At 62.0% G+C, this 18,973-nt stretch carries 20 protein-coding genes; 13 read left to right on the top strand and 7 right to left on the bottom strand.

The window, feature by feature from the left end:
• Positions 1-27 precede the first annotated feature (27 nt).
• Positions 28-585 carry an L-threonylcarbamoyladenylate synthase type 1 TsaC gene (gene tsaC / locus HU773_RS01075; protein WP_057957880.1) on the top strand — a complete coding sequence of 186 codons (558 nt, stop codon included), beginning with the start codon at positions 28-30 and terminating at the stop codon, positions 583-585.
• 122 nt (positions 586-707) lie between these two features.
• Here the strand turns inward: tsaC and HU773_RS01080 are convergent, their stop codons facing one another.
• On the bottom strand, positions 708-1,685 hold the full coding sequence (locus HU773_RS01080) for an NADPH:quinone reductase (RefSeq protein WP_057439281.1): 978 nt from the start codon (positions 1,683-1,685) through the stop codon (positions 708-710).
• 159 nt (positions 1,686-1,844) lie between these two features.
• Between HU773_RS01080 and hemF the strand changes: the two genes are divergently transcribed.
• Both hemF and aroE read left to right on the top strand, forming a co-directional pair.
• The gene (gene hemF, locus HU773_RS01085; RefSeq protein WP_057957881.1) at positions 1,845-2,777 is read left to right on the top strand and encodes an oxygen-dependent coproporphyrinogen oxidase; all 933 of its coding nucleotides are present in this window, start codon (positions 1,845-1,847) and stop codon (positions 2,775-2,777) included.
• Positions 2,777-3,601, top strand: coding sequence for a shikimate dehydrogenase (gene aroE, locus HU773_RS01090; protein WP_186625702.1), 825 nt, complete (start codon positions 2,777-2,779; stop codon positions 3,599-3,601). Before hemF ends, aroE begins: the two co-directional genes overlap by 1 nt.
• A gap of 47 nt (positions 3,602-3,648) precedes the next feature.
• Here aroE and HU773_RS01095 read toward each other — a convergent pair whose 3' ends face one another.
• The 3 genes from HU773_RS01095 to betC all read right to left on the bottom strand — a co-directional run bounded on the left by HU773_RS01095 (position 3,649) and on the right by betC (position 7,744).
• Positions 3,649-5,211 carry a SulP family inorganic anion transporter gene (locus tag HU773_RS01095; RefSeq protein ID WP_057957882.1) on the bottom strand — a complete coding sequence of 521 codons (1,563 nt, stop codon included), beginning with the start codon at positions 5,209-5,211 and terminating at the stop codon, positions 3,649-3,651.
• A gap of 81 nt (positions 5,212-5,292) precedes the next feature.
• Positions 5,293-6,210 (bottom strand): choline ABC transporter substrate-binding protein, encoded by a 918-nt coding sequence (choX, locus tag HU773_RS01100; RefSeq protein ID WP_186625704.1) that lies wholly within the window; start codon positions 6,208-6,210, stop codon positions 5,293-5,295.
• A 19-nt stretch (positions 6,211-6,229) separates the two neighbouring features.
• Entirely contained in the window at positions 6,230-7,744 is a 1,515-nt protein-coding gene (gene betC / locus HU773_RS01105; protein ID WP_057957884.1) for a choline-sulfatase, read from the bottom strand.
• Between the two features lie 103 nt (positions 7,745-7,847).
• Between betC and HU773_RS01110 the strand changes: the two genes are divergently transcribed.
• From HU773_RS01110 to HU773_RS01140, 7 genes are all read left to right on the top strand, one after another.
• Positions 7,848-8,798 carry a choline sulfate utilization transcriptional regulator gene (locus HU773_RS01110; protein ID WP_057439276.1) on the top strand — a complete coding sequence of 317 codons (951 nt, stop codon included), beginning with the start codon at positions 7,848-7,850 and terminating at the stop codon, positions 8,796-8,798.
• Between the two features lie 31 nt (positions 8,799-8,829).
• A complete protein-coding gene (locus tag HU773_RS01115) occupies positions 8,830-9,156 on the top strand; it encodes a DOPA 4,5-dioxygenase family protein (RefSeq protein WP_057444830.1) in 327 nt (108 codons plus the stop codon).
• Positions 9,157-9,319: 163 nt separating this feature from the next.
• Entirely contained in the window at positions 9,320-10,285 is a 966-nt protein-coding gene (locus HU773_RS01120; RefSeq protein WP_057957885.1) for a 2-dehydro-3-deoxygalactonokinase, read from the top strand.
• 1 nt (position 10,286) lies between these two features.
• A complete protein-coding gene (locus tag HU773_RS01125) occupies positions 10,287-10,907 on the top strand; it encodes a 2-dehydro-3-deoxy-6-phosphogalactonate aldolase (RefSeq protein ID WP_057957886.1) in 621 nt (206 codons plus the stop codon).
• Positions 10,908-10,953: 46 nt separating this feature from the next.
• Positions 10,954-12,102 carry a galactonate dehydratase gene (gene dgoD, locus HU773_RS01130; protein ID WP_032857121.1) on the top strand — a complete coding sequence of 383 codons (1,149 nt, stop codon included), beginning with the start codon at positions 10,954-10,956 and terminating at the stop codon, positions 12,100-12,102.
• Between the two features lie 289 nt (positions 12,103-12,391).
• On the top strand, positions 12,392-13,354 hold the full coding sequence (locus HU773_RS01135) for an IS110 family RNA-guided transposase (RefSeq protein WP_217883911.1): 963 nt from the start codon (positions 12,392-12,394) through the stop codon (positions 13,352-13,354).
• A gap of 64 nt (positions 13,355-13,418) precedes the next feature.
• Positions 13,419-14,735, top strand: coding sequence for an MFS transporter (locus HU773_RS01140; RefSeq protein ID WP_057957887.1), 1,317 nt, complete (start codon positions 13,419-13,421; stop codon positions 14,733-14,735).
• A 138-nt stretch (positions 14,736-14,873) separates the two neighbouring features.
• On the opposite strand, the gene trpA is transcribed toward HU773_RS01140, so the two are convergent.
• Both trpA and trpB read right to left on the bottom strand, forming a co-directional pair.
• Positions 14,874-15,683, bottom strand: a complete 810-nt coding sequence (trpA, locus tag HU773_RS01145) for a tryptophan synthase subunit alpha (protein WP_057439273.1) — start codon at positions 15,681-15,683, stop codon at positions 14,874-14,876.
• Positions 15,683-16,909, bottom strand: coding sequence for a tryptophan synthase subunit beta (gene trpB / locus HU773_RS01150; protein WP_057957888.1), 1,227 nt, complete (start codon positions 16,907-16,909; stop codon positions 15,683-15,685). The genes trpA and trpB overlap by 1 nt, the downstream gene beginning before the upstream one ends.
• A 109-nt stretch (positions 16,910-17,018) precedes the next feature.
• Between trpB and HU773_RS01155 the strand changes: the two genes are divergently transcribed.
• The gene (locus tag HU773_RS01155) at positions 17,019-17,915 is read left to right on the top strand and encodes a LysR family transcriptional regulator (RefSeq protein WP_057439271.1); all 897 of its coding nucleotides are present in this window, start codon (positions 17,019-17,021) and stop codon (positions 17,913-17,915) included.
• On the opposite strand, the gene HU773_RS01160 is transcribed toward HU773_RS01155, so the two are convergent.
• Positions 17,912-18,238: an ElaB/YgaM/YqjD family protein gene (locus HU773_RS01160; RefSeq protein WP_003170746.1), complete on the bottom strand. Its 327-nt coding sequence runs from the start codon at positions 18,236-18,238 to the stop codon at positions 17,912-17,914. The two genes, HU773_RS01155 and HU773_RS01160, sit on opposite strands and share 4 nt — an antisense overlap.
• A 155-nt stretch (positions 18,239-18,393) precedes the next feature.
• Between HU773_RS01160 and HU773_RS01165 the strand changes: the two genes are divergently transcribed.
• Complete coding sequence (locus HU773_RS01165) at positions 18,394-18,609, top strand: dodecin (protein ID WP_057439270.1); 216 nt, start codon at positions 18,394-18,396, stop codon at positions 18,607-18,609.
• A 115-nt stretch (positions 18,610-18,724) separates the two neighbouring features.
• Positions 18,725-18,949, top strand: a complete 225-nt coding sequence (locus HU773_RS01170; protein ID WP_057439269.1) for a DUF1161 domain-containing protein — start codon at positions 18,725-18,727, stop codon at positions 18,947-18,949.
• Positions 18,950-18,973 lie beyond the last annotated feature (24 nt).

The raw sequence follows: 18,973 nt of genomic DNA on the forward strand, positions 1-18,973 counted from the left end.
GCAGAGCTTTAGTCCGGAGAGTGAGTAATGGTCAACAGGTGGCGTGTGCAACAAGCCGCACGAGAAGTTCGCGCTGGCGCGGTGATTGCCTATCCGACCGAGGCTGTGTGGGGCCTGGGCTGCGACCCGTGGAACGAAGAAGCGGTAGATCGCCTGCTGGCGATCAAGGGCCGCTCGGTGGATAAGGGCTTGATCCTGGTCGCCGACAATATCCGGCAATTCGATTTTCTATTCGAAGACTTCCCGGACACCTGGATCGACCGCATGGCCAGTACCTGGCCGGGGCCCAACACCTGGCTGGTCCCCCACCAGGACCTGCTGCCTGAATGGATTACCGGTAAGCACGACACGGTAGCGTTGCGGGTCACTGATCACCCGCTGGTGCGGGATTTGTGTTCGCTGGTGGGGCCACTGATCTCCACCTCGGCCAACCCCCAGGGCCGGCCGGCGGCGCGCACGCGGATCCGGGTAGAGCAGTATTTCCGGGGGCAGGTAGACCTGGTGCTGGGTGGGCGCCTGGGTGGGCGCAAGAACCCTAGTTTGATTCGGGATCTGGCGACGGGCGAGGTTCGGCGCCCGTCCTGAGACCCAGGCGTGGCTATCGCGAGCAAGCTCGCTCCCACATTCGACCGATTTCCAGCATGGGAATGCGCTCGAATGTGGGAGCGGACTTGCCCGCGATAGCGGTCTGCCAAACCATCGAGATCCTATGGCAACAAAATGGTCGACCCCGTCGTCCGCCGCCCCGACAACTCCACCTGCGCCTTCGCCGCGTCCGCCAGGGAATACCGCTGGTTGATATCAATGCGCACCTTGCCGCTTTCGATCATGCCAAACAGATCGTCAGCCATGGCCTGCAGGTTCTGTGGCGTATTGGCGTAGGTCGCCAGTGTTGGCCGGGTGACATACAGCGAGCCTTTGGCGGCCAGAATACCCAGGTTCACCCCCTCCACCGCGCCCGACGCATTGCCGAAACTCACCAGCAGGCCACGGGGCGCGACGCTGTCCAGCGAGGCGAGCCAGGTGTCCTTGCCGACGCCGTCGTACACCACCGGGCACTTCTTGCCGTCGGTCAGTTCCAGCACCCGCTGTGGGACATTTTCCTGGCTGTAGTCGATGGTTTCCCAGGCGCCGAGGGATTTGGCCAGGGCGGCTTTTTCCGGAGAACTGACCGTCCCGATCAGCTTCACGCCCAGGGCCTTGGCCCATTGGCAAGCCAGGGAGCCGACGCCACCGGCAGCGGCGTGGAACAGGATGGTTTCGCCGCCTTTCAACTCATAGGTCTGGCGCAGCAGGTACTGCACGGTCAGGCCCTTGAGCATGGCGCCGGCGGCTTGCTCGAAGCTGATGGCGTCCGGCAGGTGCACCAGGTTGGCCGCCGGCAACACATGCAGCTCGCTGTATGCACCCAGCGGGCCGCTGCCGTAGGCCACGCGGTCGCCGACCTTGAACTGGCTGACTTCGCTGCCCACCGCATCCACCACGCCAGCGCCTTCTGCGCCCAGGCCCGAGGGCAGGGCCGGCGGTGCGTACAAGCCGCTGCGGTAATAGGTGTCGATGAAGTTCAGGCCAATGGCCTTGTTCCGCACCCGGACCTGCTGTGGGCCTGGTTCCGCTGGCGTGTAGTCCACATACTCAAGTACTTCGGGGCCGCCATGGGCGCTGAACTGGATACGTTTGGCCATCTGCTCTCTCCTCAAGTCTGTTTCGCCAAAGGCTCCTATCGGACTCTTATGCTTGATCTTCGTCAACTGTGGCAGCGCCCGGCGCGGTGGTATCCTGTGCGCCCTTTGCCGCCGACGCCCAATGGCCTCGCGTAGCTTTGCCCGATTCAAGGTGATGCCATGACTACCCGCACCGAGGCTGTAAAAGCCTACCTGCTCGACCTGCAAGACCGCATTTGCAGCGCCCTGGAAACCTTCGAGGCCGATACGCGCTTTATCGAAGACGCCTGGACGCGCCCAGCCGGCGGCGGTGGCCGCACGCGGGTGATCGAGAACGGGAGCGTGATCGAAAAAGGCGGCGTCAACTTTTCCCACGTGTTCGGCAGCGGCCTGCCACCGTCCGCCAGTGCCCACCGCCCGGAGCTCGCCGGTCGTGGTTTTGAGGCCCTCGGCGTATCCCTGGTGATCCACCCGCATAACCCCCATGTGCCGACGTCCCACGCCAACGTGCGATTTTTCATCGCCGAGAAAGAAGGCGAAGAGCCGGTGTGGTGGTTCGGTGGCGGCTTCGACCTGACGCCCTACTACGCCAACGAAGAAGACTGCATCCACTGGCACCGCGTGGCCGAGCAGGCCTGTGCGCCATTTGGCGCGGACGTTTACCCGCGCTACAAGGCCTGGTGCGACAGCTACTTCCACATCAAGCACCGCAACGAGCCCCGGGGCATTGGCGGCCTGTTCTTCGATGACTTGAACGAGTGGGACTTCGACACCTGCTTCGCCTTTATCCGCGCCATTGGCGACGCCTACATCGACGCTTACCTGCCGATCGTCCAGCGTCGCCAGGCGATGGCCTACACCGAGCAGCAGCGCCAGTTCCAGGAATTCCGCCGTGGGCGCTACGTGGAATTCAACCTGGTCTACGACCGTGGCACGCTGTTCGGCCTGCAATCGGGCGGGCGTACCGAGTCGATCCTGATGTCGCTGCCACCGCAAGTGCGCTGGAGCTATGACTGGAAGGCTATTGCCGGCAGCGAAGAAGCACGCCTGACCGACTACTTCCTGCAAGACCGTGACTGGCTCGGCCTTGCTGCGCCCAAGGCGGCCAGCTGATGGATCGTTATGTGGTGTTCGGCAACCCCATCGGCCACAGCAAGTCGCCGCTGATTCATCGCCTGTTTGCCGAGCAGACCGGCGAGGCGCTGGACTACAACACGCTGCTGGCGCCGCTCGAGGATTTCACCGGCTGTGCCCGTGAATTTTTCCTGCAAGGGCGCGGTGCCAACGTCACCGTGCCATTCAAGGAAGAGGCCTACCGCCTGGCCAACGCCCTGACCGAGCGTGCGCAGCGCGCAGGCGCGGTGAATACCCTGAGCAAGCTGGCCGATGGCAGTCTGTTGGGCGACAACACCGATGGCGCCGGCCTGGTGCGCGACTTGACCGTCAACGCCGGCCTGAGCCTGGCGGGCAAGCGCATCCTGCTGCTCGGTGCGGGCGGCGCGGTACGCGGCGCCCTGGAACCACTGCTGGCGCAACAGCCGGCCTCGCTGGTTATCGCCAACCGCACCGTGGAAAAAGCCGAGCGGCTGGCCGAACTGTTCGATGACCTGGGGCCGGTGTCTGCCAGCGGTTTCGATTGGCTGAGTGAACCGGTGGACCTGATCATCAACGCCACTTCGGCCAGCCTGTCAGGCGATGTACCGCCGATTGCCGGCAGCCTGGTCGAACCGGGCAAGACCTTTTGCTACGACATGATGTACGCCAAGGAGCCGACCGCATTCTGCCGCTGGGCCACTGAACACGGTGCGGCGGTGGCAATGGATGGCTTGGGCATGCTGGTGGAGCAGGCGGCGGAAGCCTTCTACCTGTGGCGCGGGGTGCGGCCGGATTCGGCGCCGGTGCTGGCTGAACTGCGCAAACAACTGGCGGCTAACTGATTCTAATGTAGGAGCTGGCCAGCCAGCTCCTACAGTTTTTGACCGTGTCAGTCTTCGAAAAGGATCGGGCACTTGTCGGCCCCCTCCAGCTTCCTCAACTCCTCCACCACTTGCGGCCGCGCCCGGCGCAACGTCAGGCTGCGCCCCAGGCCCCGCAATCGCCGCGCCTCCTGGTGCAGCATCTCCACCCCGGAATAGTCGATAAAGTTGATCTGCTGCGCCTCGATCACCACCCGCTGGCCTTGCAGGCGCTGCAAGCGCACTTGCAGGTAATGGCTGGCGCCAAAGAAGATCGAGCCACCGACCCGCAGCACATCGTCTTCCCCATCGCGCCATTGCTGGACCCGTGGCTGCGAGGTGCGCTTGAGGTAGAAGAACAACGATGCCAGCACCCCGGCATAGATCGCCGTTTGCAGCTCCAGCAGCAAGGTAGCCAGGCAGGTCAGGCCCATCACCACACACTCGGCACGGCTGACCCGCCACAGTGCGCGGATGCCACGATGGTCCACCAGGCCCCAGCAGATCAGCAGAATGCTGGCGGCCATGCTCGGGATGGGGATATGCGCAATCAACGCCGCGCCAAACAGCGCAAACAGTGCCACCCATAACGCCGAAAACACCCCCGCCAGCGGCGAACAGGCGCCCGCCTCGTAACTCAGGCCCGAGCGGGTGAAGGAACCGGCCGACAGGTAGCCGGAGAAAAATCCGCCGACGATATTGGATAACCCCTGGGCACGTACTTCCTGATTGGCGTCGAGCAGTTGTTGCGAGCGCGCAGACAGCGAGCGGGCAATCGACAGGCTGGTCACCAACCCCAGCATGCCCACCGCCACGGCACTGGGTAGCAGGCGCAGGATCATGTCCAGGTCCAGCGGCAACGGGCTGAACGGCGGCAGTTGGCCAACAAATGAGCTGACCCGCGCCACATGCCCGAACATCGCCGGCCACACCCACGTCGCCAGGCTGCCCAGGACCAGGGCAATCAACAAGCTCGGCCAGCGCGGTACGCAGTATTTAAGCAGCACGCCCACCAGCAAGGTGCCCAGGCCAAGGGCCAGTGACGGGCGATCCCACTCGCCGCCGTGGTCGATCAGCGCCAGCAGGCTGTTGATGGCCGTGGCCTGGCTGGGCAGGTCGAGCCCCAGCAGGTTCGGCAACTGGCCCAGGGCAATGACCACTGCCGCGCCGAGGGTGAAGCCGAGGACGACGGAATGGGAGACGAAATTGACCAGCGCACCAAAGCGCAATATGCCCAATAGCCATTGGAATACACCGGCAAGCAAGGTCAGTAACAGAATCAGGGTGATGTAGTCCTGCGAGCCCGGCACCGCCAGCGGGCTGATGCTGGCGTAGAGCACGATGGAAATCGCCGCCGTCGGACCGCAGATCAAATGCCAGGACGAACCCCACAGGCAGGCGATCAGCACCGGGATGATTGCCGCATACAAGCCGTATTCGGGGGGCAGGCCGGCGATCAGGGCGTAGGCGATGGATTGCGGCAAGGCCAGCACCGCGCCGCTGAGGCCGACCAGCGCATCCCGGCCAATGCTGGCGCGGGTCTGGCGCGGCAGCCAGCGCAGGAAGGGGAAGAGTGTATGGGGCCGGGGCATTGGGCAGCTCAGGTCAAAAAAGTTTGAGTCAGGGTATCAGCACAAACACTGCCCTGTGGGCGCTGTCTTGTGCGGGCCCTGTTAAAGCCTGGCCTTGACCGCCGCCAATGCCTCCTGGCCATCCAGGGTTTTGACCCCCTCCAGCCACTGCTCCAGCACCGCCGGATTGGCCTTGATCCATGCCTTCGCCGCGTCGGCATTACTGACCTTGTTGTTCGCCACCTCGGCCATGATGCTGTTTTCCATGTCCTGGGTAAACGTCAGGTTGGCCAGCAGTTTCGCCACATTCGGGCAGGCTTGTGCATAACCCTTGCGAGTCAGGGTGTACACGCTGCCGGTGTCGCCGAAGTATTTTTCGCCGCCCTTGAGGTAGCGCATCTTCAACTGCACGTTCATCGGGTGGGGCGTCCAGCCGAGGAAGGTGACGAAACGCTCGCGCTTCACCGCCCTGGACACCTCGGCGAGCATCGCCTGCTCACTGGATTCGATCAGCTTCCACTGGCCGAGGTCGAAGTCGTTTTTCTTGATGATCTCTTGCAGCGACAGGTTGGCCGGCGCGCCGGAGCCGATGCCGTAGATCTTCTTGTCGAACTTGTCGGCGAATTTATTCAGGTCGGCAAAGTCACGCACGCCGGCCTCCCACACATAGTCCGGCACCGCGAGGGTGAACTCGGTGCCCTCGAGGTTTTTCGCCAGTTGCACCACGTCGCCATTGGCCACGAACTTGTCGTAGAAGCCCTGCTGCGCCGGCATCCAGTTCCCCATAAACACATCCACCTGGCCGTCCTTGAGCCCGCCAAAGGTGATCGGCACCGCCAGGGTATCGACCTTGGCCTTGTAACCCATGCCGCTCAGTAAAAAACCAGTGATGGCGTTGGTGGCGGCAATGTCGCTCCAGCCGGGGTCGGCCATTTTTACCGTCTCGCAACGGGCGTCGGCGTACACCTGGCTAGCACTCAATAACAGTACGGCACTCACGGCTGTGGATAACTTTTGCATGGCCTTCCCCTCACTGGATTTATTGGTTTTGGCAGGGTTGTGGATAACGTGCCTTGCGCTCCAGATCGTCGAGGTCGATATGGTTGCGCATGTACTGCTGGCTGGCGTCTACCAGCGGCTGGTGATCCCAGCTCTTGAGTTTGCCCAGCGTCAGCGCCTCGTATACCAGGCGCCGGCGGCGCTGGCTGGCGAGCACTTGCTGGTGGATCGCGGGCATGTCCCATTTGGCTCGCGCCTCGACCAGGAAGGCGTCGAACAGCGCACGGTGGGCCGGCGACTGGCTGAGTTCTTCCTGCTCACGGGGGTCGTTGTGTACATCGAACAGCAGGCAAGGATCGTCCTCGCTGTAGATGAATTTGTAGGCGCCCCGGCGAATCATCATCAGTGGGCCGATGGTGCCTTCGGCCATGTATTCGCCGAACACCTCGTCATGCCCGCCCTGCCCTCGCAAGTGCGGGACCAGCGAGCGGCCATCCAGGGGCAGGTTGGCGTCGAGTTCACCGCCGGCCAGCTCCACCAGGGTCGGCAACAGGTCGGCAGTGGACACCGCCGCACTCACCCGCCCGGCCTGGAATTGCCCCGGCGCACAGACCAGCAGCGGGACCCGCGCGGCCATTTCAAACCAGTGCATTTTGTACCAGAGCCCACGCTCGCCGAGCATGTCGCCGTGGTCGCCGGAGAACACAATGATGGTGTCCTCGGCCAGGCCAGTGTCCTGCAGGGTTTGCAGGAGTTTGCCGACATTGCTGTCGATGTAGCTGCAGGCACCGAAGTAGGCGCGCCGTGCATCGCGGATCTTATCCACAGGCAGCGGTTTGTCCCACAGGTCGTAGACCTTGAGCAGGCGCTGGGAATGGGGGTCCAGCTCGGTCTGGGCCGGGGTTGTAGGCATAGGGATGTCACTGCCGTCGTACAGATCCCAGAACGGTTTGGGAATGGTGTACGGGTCGTGGGGGTGGGTCATGGACACCGTGAGGCAGAACGGCTGGTCGCCGTCCTCGCGAATATGGTCGAACAGGTACTGCTGGGCCTTGAACACCACCTCTTCGTCGAAATCCAGCTGGTTGGTACGCACACACGGGCCGGCTTGCAGCACCGACGACATATTGTGATACCAGGTAGGGCGCACGTCGGGCTCATCCCAGTTCACCGCCCAGCCGTAGTCGGCGGGGTAGATATCGCTGGTGAGGCGCTCTTCATAGCCGTGCAACTGGTCGGGCCCGCAGAAATGCATCTTGCCCGACAGCGCCGTGCGATAGCCGAGGCGGCGCAGGTAGTGGGCGTAAGTCGGGACGTCGGCGGGGAAATCCGCCGCGTTGTCGTAGGCGCCGATCTTGCTCGGCAACTGGCCGCTGACCAGGGTAAAGCGCGACGGCGCGCACAGCGGGCTGTTGCAGTATGCAGCGTCGAACACCACGCCCTGGGCGGCGAGGCGGCTCAGGTTGGGCAGTTTGATCGGCGAAGGACCGTAGAACGGAAGCAACGGCGCGGCCATTTGATCGGCCATGATGAAAAGAATGTTCTTGCGCTTCATGGTCTCTCGGCATTCCATAGTCAGTGTTTATGCGATTGAGCATGCAGGCCATGGAAACCGTGGTAAAGCCCATGAAAAGCAATGTCTAGGATAAGTACCGCTTATGTATAAAGCCCTGGGTAACCTGTCGCTGGATCTGTTGCGGGCCTTTGAAGCCGCCGCCCGTCATCGCAGCTTCACCGCGGCGGCCATGGAGCTGGGCACCACCCAGCCGGCTGTCAGCCAGCAGATCAAGCGCCTGGAAGAACAACTGGCGGTGCGCCTGTTTGATCGCATCTACCGTGGCATCGAACTGACGGACGCGGGCATGCTGCTGTTCGAACATGTTCAGGCCGGGTTGCAGAGCATTGATACGGGCCTGGGCGCGATCACAGAGCAGGACCAGCACGAAGTGTTGCAAGTGGCGACTGACTTCGCCTTCGCTGCCTATTGGCTGATGCCACGTCTGCATCGCTTTCACGAAGCCAACCCACAGGTGGATGTGAGCCTGGTCACCAGCGAGCGCAACCACGCGACCTTGCGCAGTGATATCGATGTGGCGGTGTTGTTTGGCGATGGGCGTTTTCGCCAGGGCCACAGCCAGTGGTTGTTCAACGAGGAAGTGTTCCCGGTGTGCAGCCCGCAACTGCTCAGGGGCCGCACTGCACCACTGTCGTTACAAAGCCTGCAGGAACTGCCGCTGTTGCACCTGCGCCAGGAAAACAACAGCCAGTGGTTCGACTGGAACGGGGTGTTTCGCGAACTGGGGATCACCGCCGCACCAACCCCGGGGCCCCTGCGTTTCGACAATTACACCCTGCTGATCCAGGCGGCGATTGCCGGCCAGGGTGTGGCCATCGGCTGGCGCCATCTGGTGGATAACCTGCTGGAGCAGAAGTGGCTGTGCCGGCCGATTGGCGACACGGTGATCTCGCGCTTTGGATATTACGTGGTGTTGCCCCAGCGCAAGCGCCGCGGGCAGTTGATCGAACGGTTTGTCGAGTGGCTGGCGGCGGAGCAGGCCAGCAGCGCGCAGCCCCTGGCCGGGCTGGCCCTGCCGTCGATTGCGGTCTAGGATCGGCCGATCAACGAGTCCGGAGCCTCTCATGCAACGTATCAAGGGCTACCACGCCCATATCTACTTCGACGCCAGTACGATCGACCAGGCGCGCACGCTGTGTGAAGACGCGGCGGCCATCTTCCCGCTGCGCATGGGGCGCATGCATGAGCGCCCGGTGGGCCCGCACCCGGATTGGAGCTGCCAGCTGGCGTTCGACCCGCAGTACATCGGCGTGGCGCTGCCGTGGCTGGCGCTCAATCGCAATGGGTTGGTGGTGTTTCTGCACCCGGATACCGGCGATGACCTGAAGGACCACACCGACTACGCGATCTGGATGGGGGCCATGCGCCCGTTGGATCTGTCGATTTTTTAACCAGTTGCTGTCAGCTGAATCCTCGCGTTCCTGTGCGATGAAAAGTACGGGGGCGTGGGGATTTTCTTTATCTTGTTCCACTATATGGGATTGATATTTATATATTGAGATATTTCAAGCCTTAGGTTTATAGTCGGCCATCTGTCACATTCCAGGTGAAACGATGCCGGCGCAATTGATCGCGCTCGATTGGGGTACCAGTTCCCTTCGTGCTTATAAGCTCGGCCCCGGTGGCCAGGTCCTCGAACAGCGCTCGCTGGCGTCGGGGATCATGCATTTGCCCAGCGAACCACGGTTGATTGCCGGCGTTCACTGCTGCGATGGGTTTGAACTGGCGTTTGATGACGCCTGTGGCGACTGGCTGGCTGCCCAGCCCGATCTGCCGGTGATTGCCTGCGGCATGGTCGGCAGCGCCCAGGGCTGGGGCGAAGCGGCCTATCGCAAGACGCCGGTCGACGTCGCCAGCCTCGGCCAGGCCCTGCACAAGGTACGCAGCCTGCGCGGTGTCGATGTGCATATCGTGCCCGGCGTGATCGAGCAGGTTGGCTTGCCCAACGTGATGCGCGGCGAAGAAACCCAGGTGCTCGGCGTGCTGCAAAGCCTGCCAGCCTGCGCTGAGTTATTGATCGGCCTGCCCGGCAGCCATTCCAAATGGGTCGAGGTGGTCGAAGGCCGCATCACCCACTTTGACACCTTCATGACCGGTGAACTGTTCGCGGTGCTGAGCACGCACAGCATTCTGGGGCGTACGCAAAAGAGCGCCGGGCAGTTCCAGGCCCAAGCGTTTGATCGAGGCGTGCACGTGGCGCTTTCAGCGGATGGTCAGCGTGGGGTGCTGTCGACCCTGTTCAGCGCGCGCACCCTCGGGTTGACCGCTGAACTGACCCCTGAGCAGCAACCCGACTACCTGTCCGGCCTGCTGATCGGCCATGAACTGGCCGGCTTGCCCGACCGTGCACGCACCCCGCCGATCATCCTGGTCGGCGCCAACGCCCTCTGCGCCCGTTACCAGCGCGCCCTCGCCCTGTGTGGTTTCAGCCACGTCAGCCTCGCGCAAGAAGCAACTCAGCGCGGCCTGTGGCAACTGGCACTGGCCGCCGGGCTCATTCAACCTGCAATCGAGGCCTGACATGCTCAAGCAAGCACTCACTCAAAACGGTTTGATCGCGATCCTGCGGGGCCTGCGCCCGGATGAGGCCGCAGCTGTCGGCCAGGTGCTGTACCAGGCCGGGTTCCGGGTGATCGAAGTGCCACTCAACTCGCCCGATCCCTACACCAGCATCCGCACCCTGCGTGAGACGTTGCCCGCCGATTGCCTGATCGGTGCCGGCACCGTGCTGACGCCCGAGCAGGTGGAGCGGGTGAAGGCGGCGGGTGGCCAGGTGATCGTCATGCCCCACAGTGATGCCAAGGTGCTGCGCGCCGCAAAAGCCGCTGGCCTGTACCTGTCGCCCGGGGTCGCGACGCCCACCGAAGCTTTCGCCGCCCTGGCCGAAGGTGCCGATGTGCTGAAGCTGTTCCCGGCCGAGCAAATGGGCCCGGCGGTGGTCAAGGCCTGGCTGGCGGTGCTGCCGGCCGGCACGGTCCTACTGCCGGTGGGCGGGATTACCCCGGACAACATGCAAGTGTTCGTCGACGCCGGGGTCAAGGGCTTTGGCCTGGGCTCCGGGCTGTTCAAGCCCGGCATGAGTGTCGAGCAGGTGGCGAGTCGTGCCCAGGCGTATGTCGCTGCCTGGAACGCCTTGAACTGAGTGTGCCTGGCGCCCAGGCGCTGCATCCGACAAGAGAGATAAGCAGATGAAAATCACCAAACTGACCACCTTTATCGTGCCGCCGCGCTGGTGCTTCCTCAAAGTGGAAACCGACCAGGGCGTGACCGGTTGGGGCGAGCCCGTGGTTGAAGGCCGCGCCCACACCGTGGCGGCCGCGGTCGAGGAGCTGTCCGACTATTTGATCGGCAAAGACCCACGCAATATCGAAGATATCTGGACCGTGCTGTATCGCGGCGGCTTCTACCGGGGCGGTGCGATTCATATGAGCGCCCTGGCCGGCATCGACCAGGCCTTGTGGGACATCAAGGGCAAGGCCCTCGGGGTGTCGGTCAGCGACCTGCTGGGCGGCCAGGTGCGGGACAAGATCCGTGTCTATTCGTGGATCGGCGGCGACCGTCCGGCTGACACCGCCCGTGCGGCCAAGGAAGCCGTGGCCCGTGGGTTTACGGCGGTGAAGATGAATGGCACCGAGGAGCTGCAGTTTCTCGACACCTTCGACAAGGTCGACCAGGCCCTGGCCAACGTCGCCGCCGTGCGCGATGCGGTCGGCCCGAATGTCGGCATCGGCGTGGACTTCCATGGCCGCGTGCACAAGCCCATGGCCAAGGTGCTGATGAAAGAGCTGGACCCGTACAAGTTGATGTTTATCGAAGAACCGGTGCTCAGCGAAAACTACGAAGCGCTCAAGGAGCTGGCGCCCCTGACCAGCACCCCGATTGCCTTGGGTGAGCGGCTGTTCTCACGCTGGGATTTCAAGCGCGTGCTCAGCGAAGGCTACGTCGACATCATCCAGCCGGATGCGTCCCATGCCGGCGGCATCACCGAAACCCGCAAGATCGCCAACATGGCCGAAGCCTACGACGTGGCCCTGGCCCTGCACTGCCCGCTGGGGCCGATTGCCCTGGCGGCGTGCCTGCAACTGGACGCGGTTTGTTACAACGCGTTTATCCAGGAGCAAAGCCTGGGCATTCACTACAACGAGAGCAATGACCTGCTCGACTACGTGCGCGATCCGGGAGTTTTCGATTACGACCAAGGCTTCGTGAAGATCCCCAACGGGCCGGGCCTGGGGATTGAGATCAACGAGGAATACGTGATCGAGCGCGCGGCCATTGGTCACCGCTGGCGCAACCCGATCTGGCGGCATGCCGATGGCAGTTTTGCCGAGTGGTGATTTTCACCTGATGGCACGTGGTCAGTGTGGGAGCTGGCTTGCCTGCGATAGCAATCTTAAATGTTCCGCCGCCATCGCAGGCAAGCCAGCTTGTATGGTTAGACTTGTAGGGGTGGTGGGACTAAAAGCCAGCATCTGACTCTAGCCAGTACAGACCGTGGGAGACTTCGTCCCACCCCTTCACCAAAGCGCCGATAAGGAATGCATCGGCCATGACCGACGATAGAAGCAAGCCAGCGCAACGGTGAAGCCCCGACAAGCCTGTAAACCCTAACCCGGAGCTTTTCTCATGGCAATGACTGTCTCGCAATCAATCATTGGAGTGGATGTCGCTAAAGCCGAAGTAGTTGTTTATCAAAGTGAAACTGCTGAAACAAAGATCGTATCGAACAAGAAAAACGAGCTGAAGGCATGGCTGAAGTCTTTGCCTGCGGGCAGCGCCATCGCAATTGAAGCCACCAATATCTATCACGTGGATACCGTCAATTTGGCTCATTCGATGGGCCATATCGTTTACGTGATTGATGGATATCGCCTTAGCCATTACCGCAAAGGCACAGGTGGTCGCGCTAAAACAGACTTCAGTGATGCGCAGTTGCTGGCTCGCTACTTGAAGAATGAACAGGCTGATTTACGCGCCTGGAATCCGCCGCCGAAGATTTATACCAAGCTTCAAAGCTTGCTGCGTCGACGCGCAGCGCTGGTGAAAATGCGTGTTGCACTGAATCAGAGCTGGGCGGGCGAGCCATCACTCAAGGCCTCGTCCAAGAGCATTTCAGCGTGTCTTGATAGGCATGAGGGGCTCATTGAGAAAAGGATATTAGATGCTGTTACTGAGGCGGGGCTTTTGCATCAGGTCAAGCGCTGCCAAGCCGTCGAGGGCATTGGTTTTCTGACAGCGGTTGCCCTGGTAATGGCGTTTCAGCGAGGAGAATTTGAAAGTGCTGACGCTTACATCGCGTTCTTGGGAATGGACTTGAGAGTATCCGATTCCGGGCAAATGAGCGGACGCCGCTCATTGAGCAAGAAGGGAGATTCAGAGATACGCAGATTGCTGCATAACGCGGCGTCAGCAGGTATCAGGTCAGAAGCCTGGAAACCTTTATACGAGGGTTATCTGGCCAGGGGCCTGAAAACGACTCAAGCCCTGGTCATCATTGGCCGCAAGCTGGCGCGCATCGCCTTTTCGCTCATGAAAAACCTGAGCGAATACCAGTCAAAAGCGGTTTGGGGGGCTTCCCCAAAACCATAGAATCTCCCACTTTCAACCCGGTAGCCGTTAATCGACCTCAATAAACATAATAAGAGGCTCCCCCATGCACCCTGAAACCCTCACCGGGCAGGCGTCTTTAGTCACGCCCAGCCGCAAGCGTTACTTCATCATGGTCCTGCTGTTTATCACGGTGGTGATCAACTACCTGGACCGCAGCAACCTGTCGATTGCCGCGCCAGCCCTGACCAGTGAGCTGGGCATCGACCCGGTGCATGTCGGGCTGATTTTTTCGGCGTTCGGCTGGACCTATGCCGCCATGCAAATCCCCGGCGGCTGGCTGGTGGACCGGGTGCCGCCGCGCATTCTGTACACCGCCGCCCTGCTGTTATGGTCGATTGCCACGGTGATGCTGGGCTTTGCTGCGAGCTTTATCGCGTTGTTCGTGTTGCGCATGGCGGTGGGTGCCCTGGAAGCGCCGGCTTATCCGATCAACAGCCGGGTCGTCACCAGTTGGTTTCCCGAGCGTGAGCGTGCCACGGCCATTGGTTTCTACACGTCCGGGCAGTTCGTCGGGCTGGCGTTCCTCACCCCGGTGCTGGCCTGGTTGCAGCACCACTATGGCTGGCACATGGTGTTTATCAGCACCGGCGCGGTGGGCATCCTCTGGGCGCTGGTGTGGTACGCGGTGTACCGCGAGCCGCGGGACTTCAAGGGGGTCAATAGCGCAGAAATCGAGCTGATCCGCGCAGGCGGCGGCCTGGTGGACCTGGACGCACAAACTGCCAAGCGCAAGGCGCCCTTCAGTTGGGTCGACCTGGGGATCGTGCTGAGCAAGCGCAAGCTGTGGGGCATCTACCTGGGCCAGTTCTGCCTGAACTCGACCCTGTGGTTTTTCCTGACATGGTTCCCGACCTACCTGGTGAAATATCGCGGCATGGACTTCATCAAGTCCGGCCTGCTCGCCTCGCTACCCTTCCTCGCGGCCTTTGTCGGGGTGTTGTGTTCCGGGCTGTTTTCCGACTGGCTGATCCGCCGTGGCACCTCGGTGGGGTTTGCGCGCAAGTTGCCGATCATCAGCGGCCTGCTGATTTCCACGGCAATCATTGGCGCCAACTTCGTCGATTCGACGCCACTGGTGATTGCGTTCCTGGCGGTGGCGTTTTTCGGCAACGGCCTGGCGTCGATCACCTGGTCGCTGGTCTCGACCCTGGCGCCGGCGCGGCTGTTGGGGCTGACTGGGGGAGTGTTCAATTTCATCGGCAACCTGGCGGCGATTACCACGCCGATCGTCATTGGCTTTCTGGCCACGGGCGATTCGTTTGCGCCGGCGATTACCTACATTGCGGTGCTGGCGCTGCTGGGGGCGCTGTCCTACATATTGCTGGTGGGCAAGGTCGAGCGGATCGAGCTCAAGGAATAGATACCTATCCGCTAGGGGCCTGTGGCGAGGGAGCTTGCTCCCGTTGGGGCGCGAAGCGGCCCTAAAATGGGACTGCTACGCAGTCCAACGGGAGCAAGCTCCCTCGCCACAACAGCCCGCTTGCCCAGAGCAAGAATCTTACTTGCGAGCGTTACGCACACCTTCCGACAGCGCTGCACACAGGCTCAACACCCCGTCAATCGCTTGCTGGTCGTTGCTGGCGTTGGCGATGTGGTCGATCAGCGCCGACCCCACCACCACACCGTCCGCCAGGCGGGCGATGGCGGCGGCTTGTTCCGGGGTGCGGATGCCGAAGCCGATGCTGATCGGCAGGTCGGTATGCCGGCGCAGGCGGCCGACGGCTTCTTCCACGTGCTCCAGGGTAGCGGCACCGGCACCGGTCACACCGGCCACCGACACGTAGTACACAAACCCGGAGCTGCCGTTGAGCACGGTGGGCAGGCGCACATCGTCAGTGGTTGGCGTGGTCAGGCGGATAAAGTCGATGCCCGCGGCCTGGGCCGGGTCGCACAGTTCGCTGTTATGTTCCGGTGGCATATCGACCACGATCAGGCCATCGACGCCGGCCTCTTTTGCGTCACTGATAAACCGTGGCACGCCGTACATGTGGATCGGGTTGAAGTAGCCCATCAGCACCAGCGGTGTATCAGTGTTGCCCTTGCGGAACTCGCGCACCATCTGCAGGGTTTTCGCCAGGTTCTGCTTGGCGCCCAACGCACGGATATTGGCCAGTTGGATCGCCGGGCCATCGGCCATGGGGTCGGTGAAAGGCATGCCCAGTTCGATCACATCGGCGCCGGCTGCCGGCAAGCCCTTGAGGATCGCCAGGGAGGTGTCATACCCCGGGTCGCCAGCGGTAACGAAGGTCACCAGGGCGGCGCGGTTTTGTTCCTTGAGTTGCGCAAAGCGGGTTTGCAGGCGGCTCATCAGTGTTTCTCCTGCTTGGCGGTTTCCATATGGTGCATAACGGTCTGCATGTCCTTGTCGCCACGGCCTGACAGGTTGACCACCATCAGGTGATCCTTGGGCAGGGTCGGGGCGCGCTTGAACACTTCGGCCAGGGCGTGGGCGCTTTCCAGTGCCGGAATAATCCCTTCCAGGCGGCAGCATTTGTGGAAGGCGTCGAGGGCTTCGTCGTCGGTTACCGAGGTGTACTGGACGCGGCCAATGTCGTGCAACCATGCGTGCTCAGGGCCGATGCCGGGGTAATCGAGGCCCGCAGAGATCGAGTGGGCGTCGATGATCTGGCCGTCGTCGTCCTGTAACAGGAAGGTACGGTTGCCGTGCAGCACGCCCGGTACGCCGCCATTGAGGCTGGCCGCGTGCTTGCCGGTTTCGATGCCGTAGCCGGCGGCTTCAACACCAATGATCTCCACGCTGGTGTCATCGAGGAACGGGTGGAACAGGCCCATGGCATTCGAGCCACCGCCGATGCACGCCACCAGGCTGTCCGGCAGGCGGCCTTCCTGGGCTTGCAACTGGGTGCGGGTTTCCTTGCCGATCACCGCCTGGAAGTCGCGCACCATCGCAGGGTACGGGTGCGGGCCGGCCACGGTGCCGATCAGGTAGAAGGTGCTGTCGACGTTGGTTACCCAGTCGCGCAGGGCTTCGTTCATCGCGTCCTTGAGGGTACCGGTGCCGGCGACCACTGGGATCACTTCGGCACCCAGCAGCTTCATGCGAAACACGTTGGCCTGCTGGCGCTCGATATCGGTGGTGCCCATGTAGATCACGCATTGCAGGCCAAACCGCGCGGCGACGGTGGCGGTGGCCACGCCGTGCATGCCGGCGCCGGTCTCGGCGATGATGCGTTTTTTGCCCATGCGCCGCGCCAGCAGGATCTGGCCGATGCAGTTGTTGATCTTGTGCGCGCCGGTGTGGTTCAGCTCTTCACGCTTGAGGTAGATCTTGGCGCCGCCGCAGAACTCGGTCAGGCGCTCGGCGAAATACAGCGGGCTTGGGCGTCCGACGTAGTCGCGCTGGAAGTAGGCCAGTTCTTCGTTGAAGGCCGGATCGACTTTGGCCGCTTCGTATTCGCGGGCCAGGTCGAGGATCAACGGCATCAGGGTTTCCGCCACGTAGCGGCCGCCGAACGCGCCAAACAGGCCGTTGGCATCAGGGCCGTTGCGTAAATCGGTCTGGGACTGAGTCATGGTGCGCTCCAGGGTGAAGAGGTGGGAGAGGCAATGACGGCCACTCTACCCCTGACGCTGTACCGTGAAAACCGATAAGATCGCCGCAACCTGTCAGGAAAACTCACAGATGAGCCGAGACCTTCCACCCCTTAACGCCCTGCGTGCGTTCGAAGCCACTGCCCGCCTCAACAGCGTCAGCCAGGCTGCCGAGCAATTGCATGTGACCCACGGTGCCGTCAGCCGACAACTGAAAGTGTTGGAAGAACACCTTGGGGTGAGTCTTTTCGTCAAGGATGGGCGTGGCATTAAACTCACAGATGCCGGGGTGCGGCTGCGCGATGCCAGCTTCGAGGCGTTCGAGCGCCTGCGGGATGTGTGCGGGGAACTGACCCAGAGCAGCGCTGATGCGCCGTTTGTCCTCGGCTGTTCTGGCAGTTTGCTGGCGCGCTGGTTTATTCCACGGCTGGGGCGCTTGAATGCGGATTTGCCGGATTTGCGCCTGCATCTATCAGCGGGCGAAGGCGATCTTGACCCCAGGCGGCCGGGCTTGGATGCCTTGCTGGTGTTTGCCGAGCCGCCGTGGCCGGCCGATATGCAGGTGTACGAGTTGGTCAGCGAGCGGATCGGCCCGGTGATGAGCCCGCACTTTGCCCATTACCAGGCCCTGCGCCAGGCGCCCGCCCAGGCCCTGCTGGGCGAAGCCCTGTTGCACACCACCTCGCGCCCACAAGCCTGGCCCAATTGGGCGCAGCACCATGGCATCGACGCCAGCGCGCTTAAGTATGGCCAGGGTTTTGAACATTTGTATTATTTGCTGGAGGCGGCCGTAGCGGGCCTGGGGGTGGCGATCGCACCGCAACCGCTGGTGGCGGAGGACGTGCGTGCCGGTCGCCTGGTTGCGCCGTGGGGTTTTAGTCAAACCCCGGCGCAACTGGCGTTGTGGCTACCCAAGCGCGCCGCGGATGGGCGCGCCCGGCAGTTGGCGCAATGGCTCAAGGCTGAGCTTGCGCGCCAACCGGTTTAGTCACCGCGTTTGCACAGCAGGTAGGCCGCCAGCAGGCCCAATGCGCCAACGGCAACGCCGGCGGTGGTCCAAGGATGCTCTTGGGCATAGTCACGGGTGGCAACCCCGGTTTCGCGGATTTTCACTTTGCTTTCTTCGTAGGCATCGCTGATCAGATGGCGGGAGTGCTTGAGGGCATTCTCGGCATTGCTTTTCAGGGCCTTGAGGGTTTTGCGCGACTCGTCGGATGCATCGTCCTTGAGGCTCTCAAGGGATTTGAGCAGGCTCGAAATCTCGGCTTCCATGCTTTCCAATGACGCTTTGCGTAAAGAGGTGTTGGCCATGTGGGCTCTCCTGGAGTGAATGAGTGACGTGTGTTGATTCCGACTGCGGGGGTTTCAGAAAGTGCAGTAAATCTGAACTTTCAGGTGAGAAGAGTCGCCAGAAGCAGTACGAAGAATCACTGCTAGGCTGTATTCATCGACCCAGGAGAGCACTCATGACTGATCATCACACCTACAAAAAAGTCGAACTGGTGGGCTCGTCCCCAACCAGCATCGAGGACGCCATCAACAATGCCTTGGCCGAGGCCAACAAGAGCATCAAGCACCTGGAGTGGTTTGAGGTCACCGAAACCCGTGGCCACATCAAGGACGGCAAGGCCGCGCACTTCCAGGTGACCCTCAAGGTGGGCTTCCGCATTGCCAATAGTTGATCGGCACGGTTGAACTTGCACGCTGGCCGATTGCCATAACCTGCGCTACACCCTTTGGGCGCCGATACCCTGCGTGTCGGCGTACATTTTTTGATCAGCGCAAGGAAAGTAACGGATGAAAAAGTTTCTGTTAGCGGTAGGTTTGTTGAGCCTGGCAGGTACAGCCCTGGCGGCTGGCAAACCTTGTGGCGAGCTGAAAAGCGAAATCGACGCCAAGATCCAGGCCAATGGCGCTTCCGGGTACACCCTGGAAATTGTCGATAAAGGCAGCGCAACCAACGGCGAAGTGGTCGGCAGTTGCGAAGGTGGTACCAAGGAAATCGTCTACAACCGCGGGTGATCCCGTGGTAGCAACCAACTGTGG

The sequence above is a fragment of the Pseudomonas shahriarae genome, assembly GCF_014268455.2.
Taxonomy (GTDB): Bacteria; Pseudomonadota; Gammaproteobacteria; order Pseudomonadales; family Pseudomonadaceae; genus Aquipseudomonas; species Aquipseudomonas shahriarae.

Bases quoted from the DNA above. Each gene is read 5' to 3' on its own strand.
- tsaC (WP_057957880.1), top strand. From the start codon at position 28: ATGGTCAACAGGTGGCGTGTGCAACAAGCCGCACGAGAAGTTCGCGCT.
- HU773_RS01080 (WP_057439281.1), bottom strand. From the start codon at position 1,685: ATGGCCAAACGTATCCAGTTCAGCGCCCATGGCGGCCCCGAAGTACTT.
- hemF (WP_057957881.1), top strand. From the start codon at position 1,845: ATGACTACCCGCACCGAGGCTGTAAAAGCCTACCTGCTCGACCTGCAA.
- aroE (WP_186625702.1), top strand. From the start codon at position 2,777: ATGGATCGTTATGTGGTGTTCGGCAACCCCATCGGCCACAGCAAGTCG.
- HU773_RS01095 (WP_057957882.1), bottom strand. From the start codon at position 5,211: ATGCCCCGGCCCCATACACTCTTCCCCTTCCTGCGCTGGCTGCCGCGC.
- choX (WP_186625704.1), bottom strand. From the start codon at position 6,210: ATGCAAAAGTTATCCACAGCCGTGAGTGCCGTACTGTTATTGAGTGCT.
- betC (WP_057957884.1), bottom strand. From the start codon at position 7,744: ATGAAGCGCAAGAACATTCTTTTCATCATGGCCGATCAAATGGCCGCG.
- HU773_RS01110 (WP_057439276.1), top strand. From the start codon at position 7,848: ATGTATAAAGCCCTGGGTAACCTGTCGCTGGATCTGTTGCGGGCCTTT.
- HU773_RS01115 (WP_057444830.1), top strand. From the start codon at position 8,830: ATGCAACGTATCAAGGGCTACCACGCCCATATCTACTTCGACGCCAGT.
- HU773_RS01120 (WP_057957885.1), top strand. From the start codon at position 9,320: ATGCCGGCGCAATTGATCGCGCTCGATTGGGGTACCAGTTCCCTTCGT.
- HU773_RS01125 (WP_057957886.1), top strand. From the start codon at position 10,287: ATGCTCAAGCAAGCACTCACTCAAAACGGTTTGATCGCGATCCTGCGG.
- dgoD (WP_032857121.1), top strand. From the start codon at position 10,954: ATGAAAATCACCAAACTGACCACCTTTATCGTGCCGCCGCGCTGGTGC.
- HU773_RS01135 (WP_217883911.1), top strand. From the start codon at position 12,392: ATGGCAATGACTGTCTCGCAATCAATCATTGGAGTGGATGTCGCTAAA.
- HU773_RS01140 (WP_057957887.1), top strand. From the start codon at position 13,419: ATGCACCCTGAAACCCTCACCGGGCAGGCGTCTTTAGTCACGCCCAGC.
- trpA (WP_057439273.1), bottom strand. From the start codon at position 15,683: ATGAGCCGCCTGCAAACCCGCTTTGCGCAACTCAAGGAACAAAACCGC.
- trpB (WP_057957888.1), bottom strand. From the start codon at position 16,909: ATGACTCAGTCCCAGACCGATTTACGCAACGGCCCTGATGCCAACGGC.
- HU773_RS01155 (WP_057439271.1), top strand. From the start codon at position 17,019: ATGAGCCGAGACCTTCCACCCCTTAACGCCCTGCGTGCGTTCGAAGCC.
- HU773_RS01160 (WP_003170746.1), bottom strand. From the start codon at position 18,238: ATGGCCAACACCTCTTTACGCAAAGCGTCATTGGAAAGCATGGAAGCC.
- HU773_RS01165 (WP_057439270.1), top strand. From the start codon at position 18,394: ATGACTGATCATCACACCTACAAAAAAGTCGAACTGGTGGGCTCGTCC.
- HU773_RS01170 (WP_057439269.1), top strand. From the start codon at position 18,725: ATGAAAAAGTTTCTGTTAGCGGTAGGTTTGTTGAGCCTGGCAGGTACA.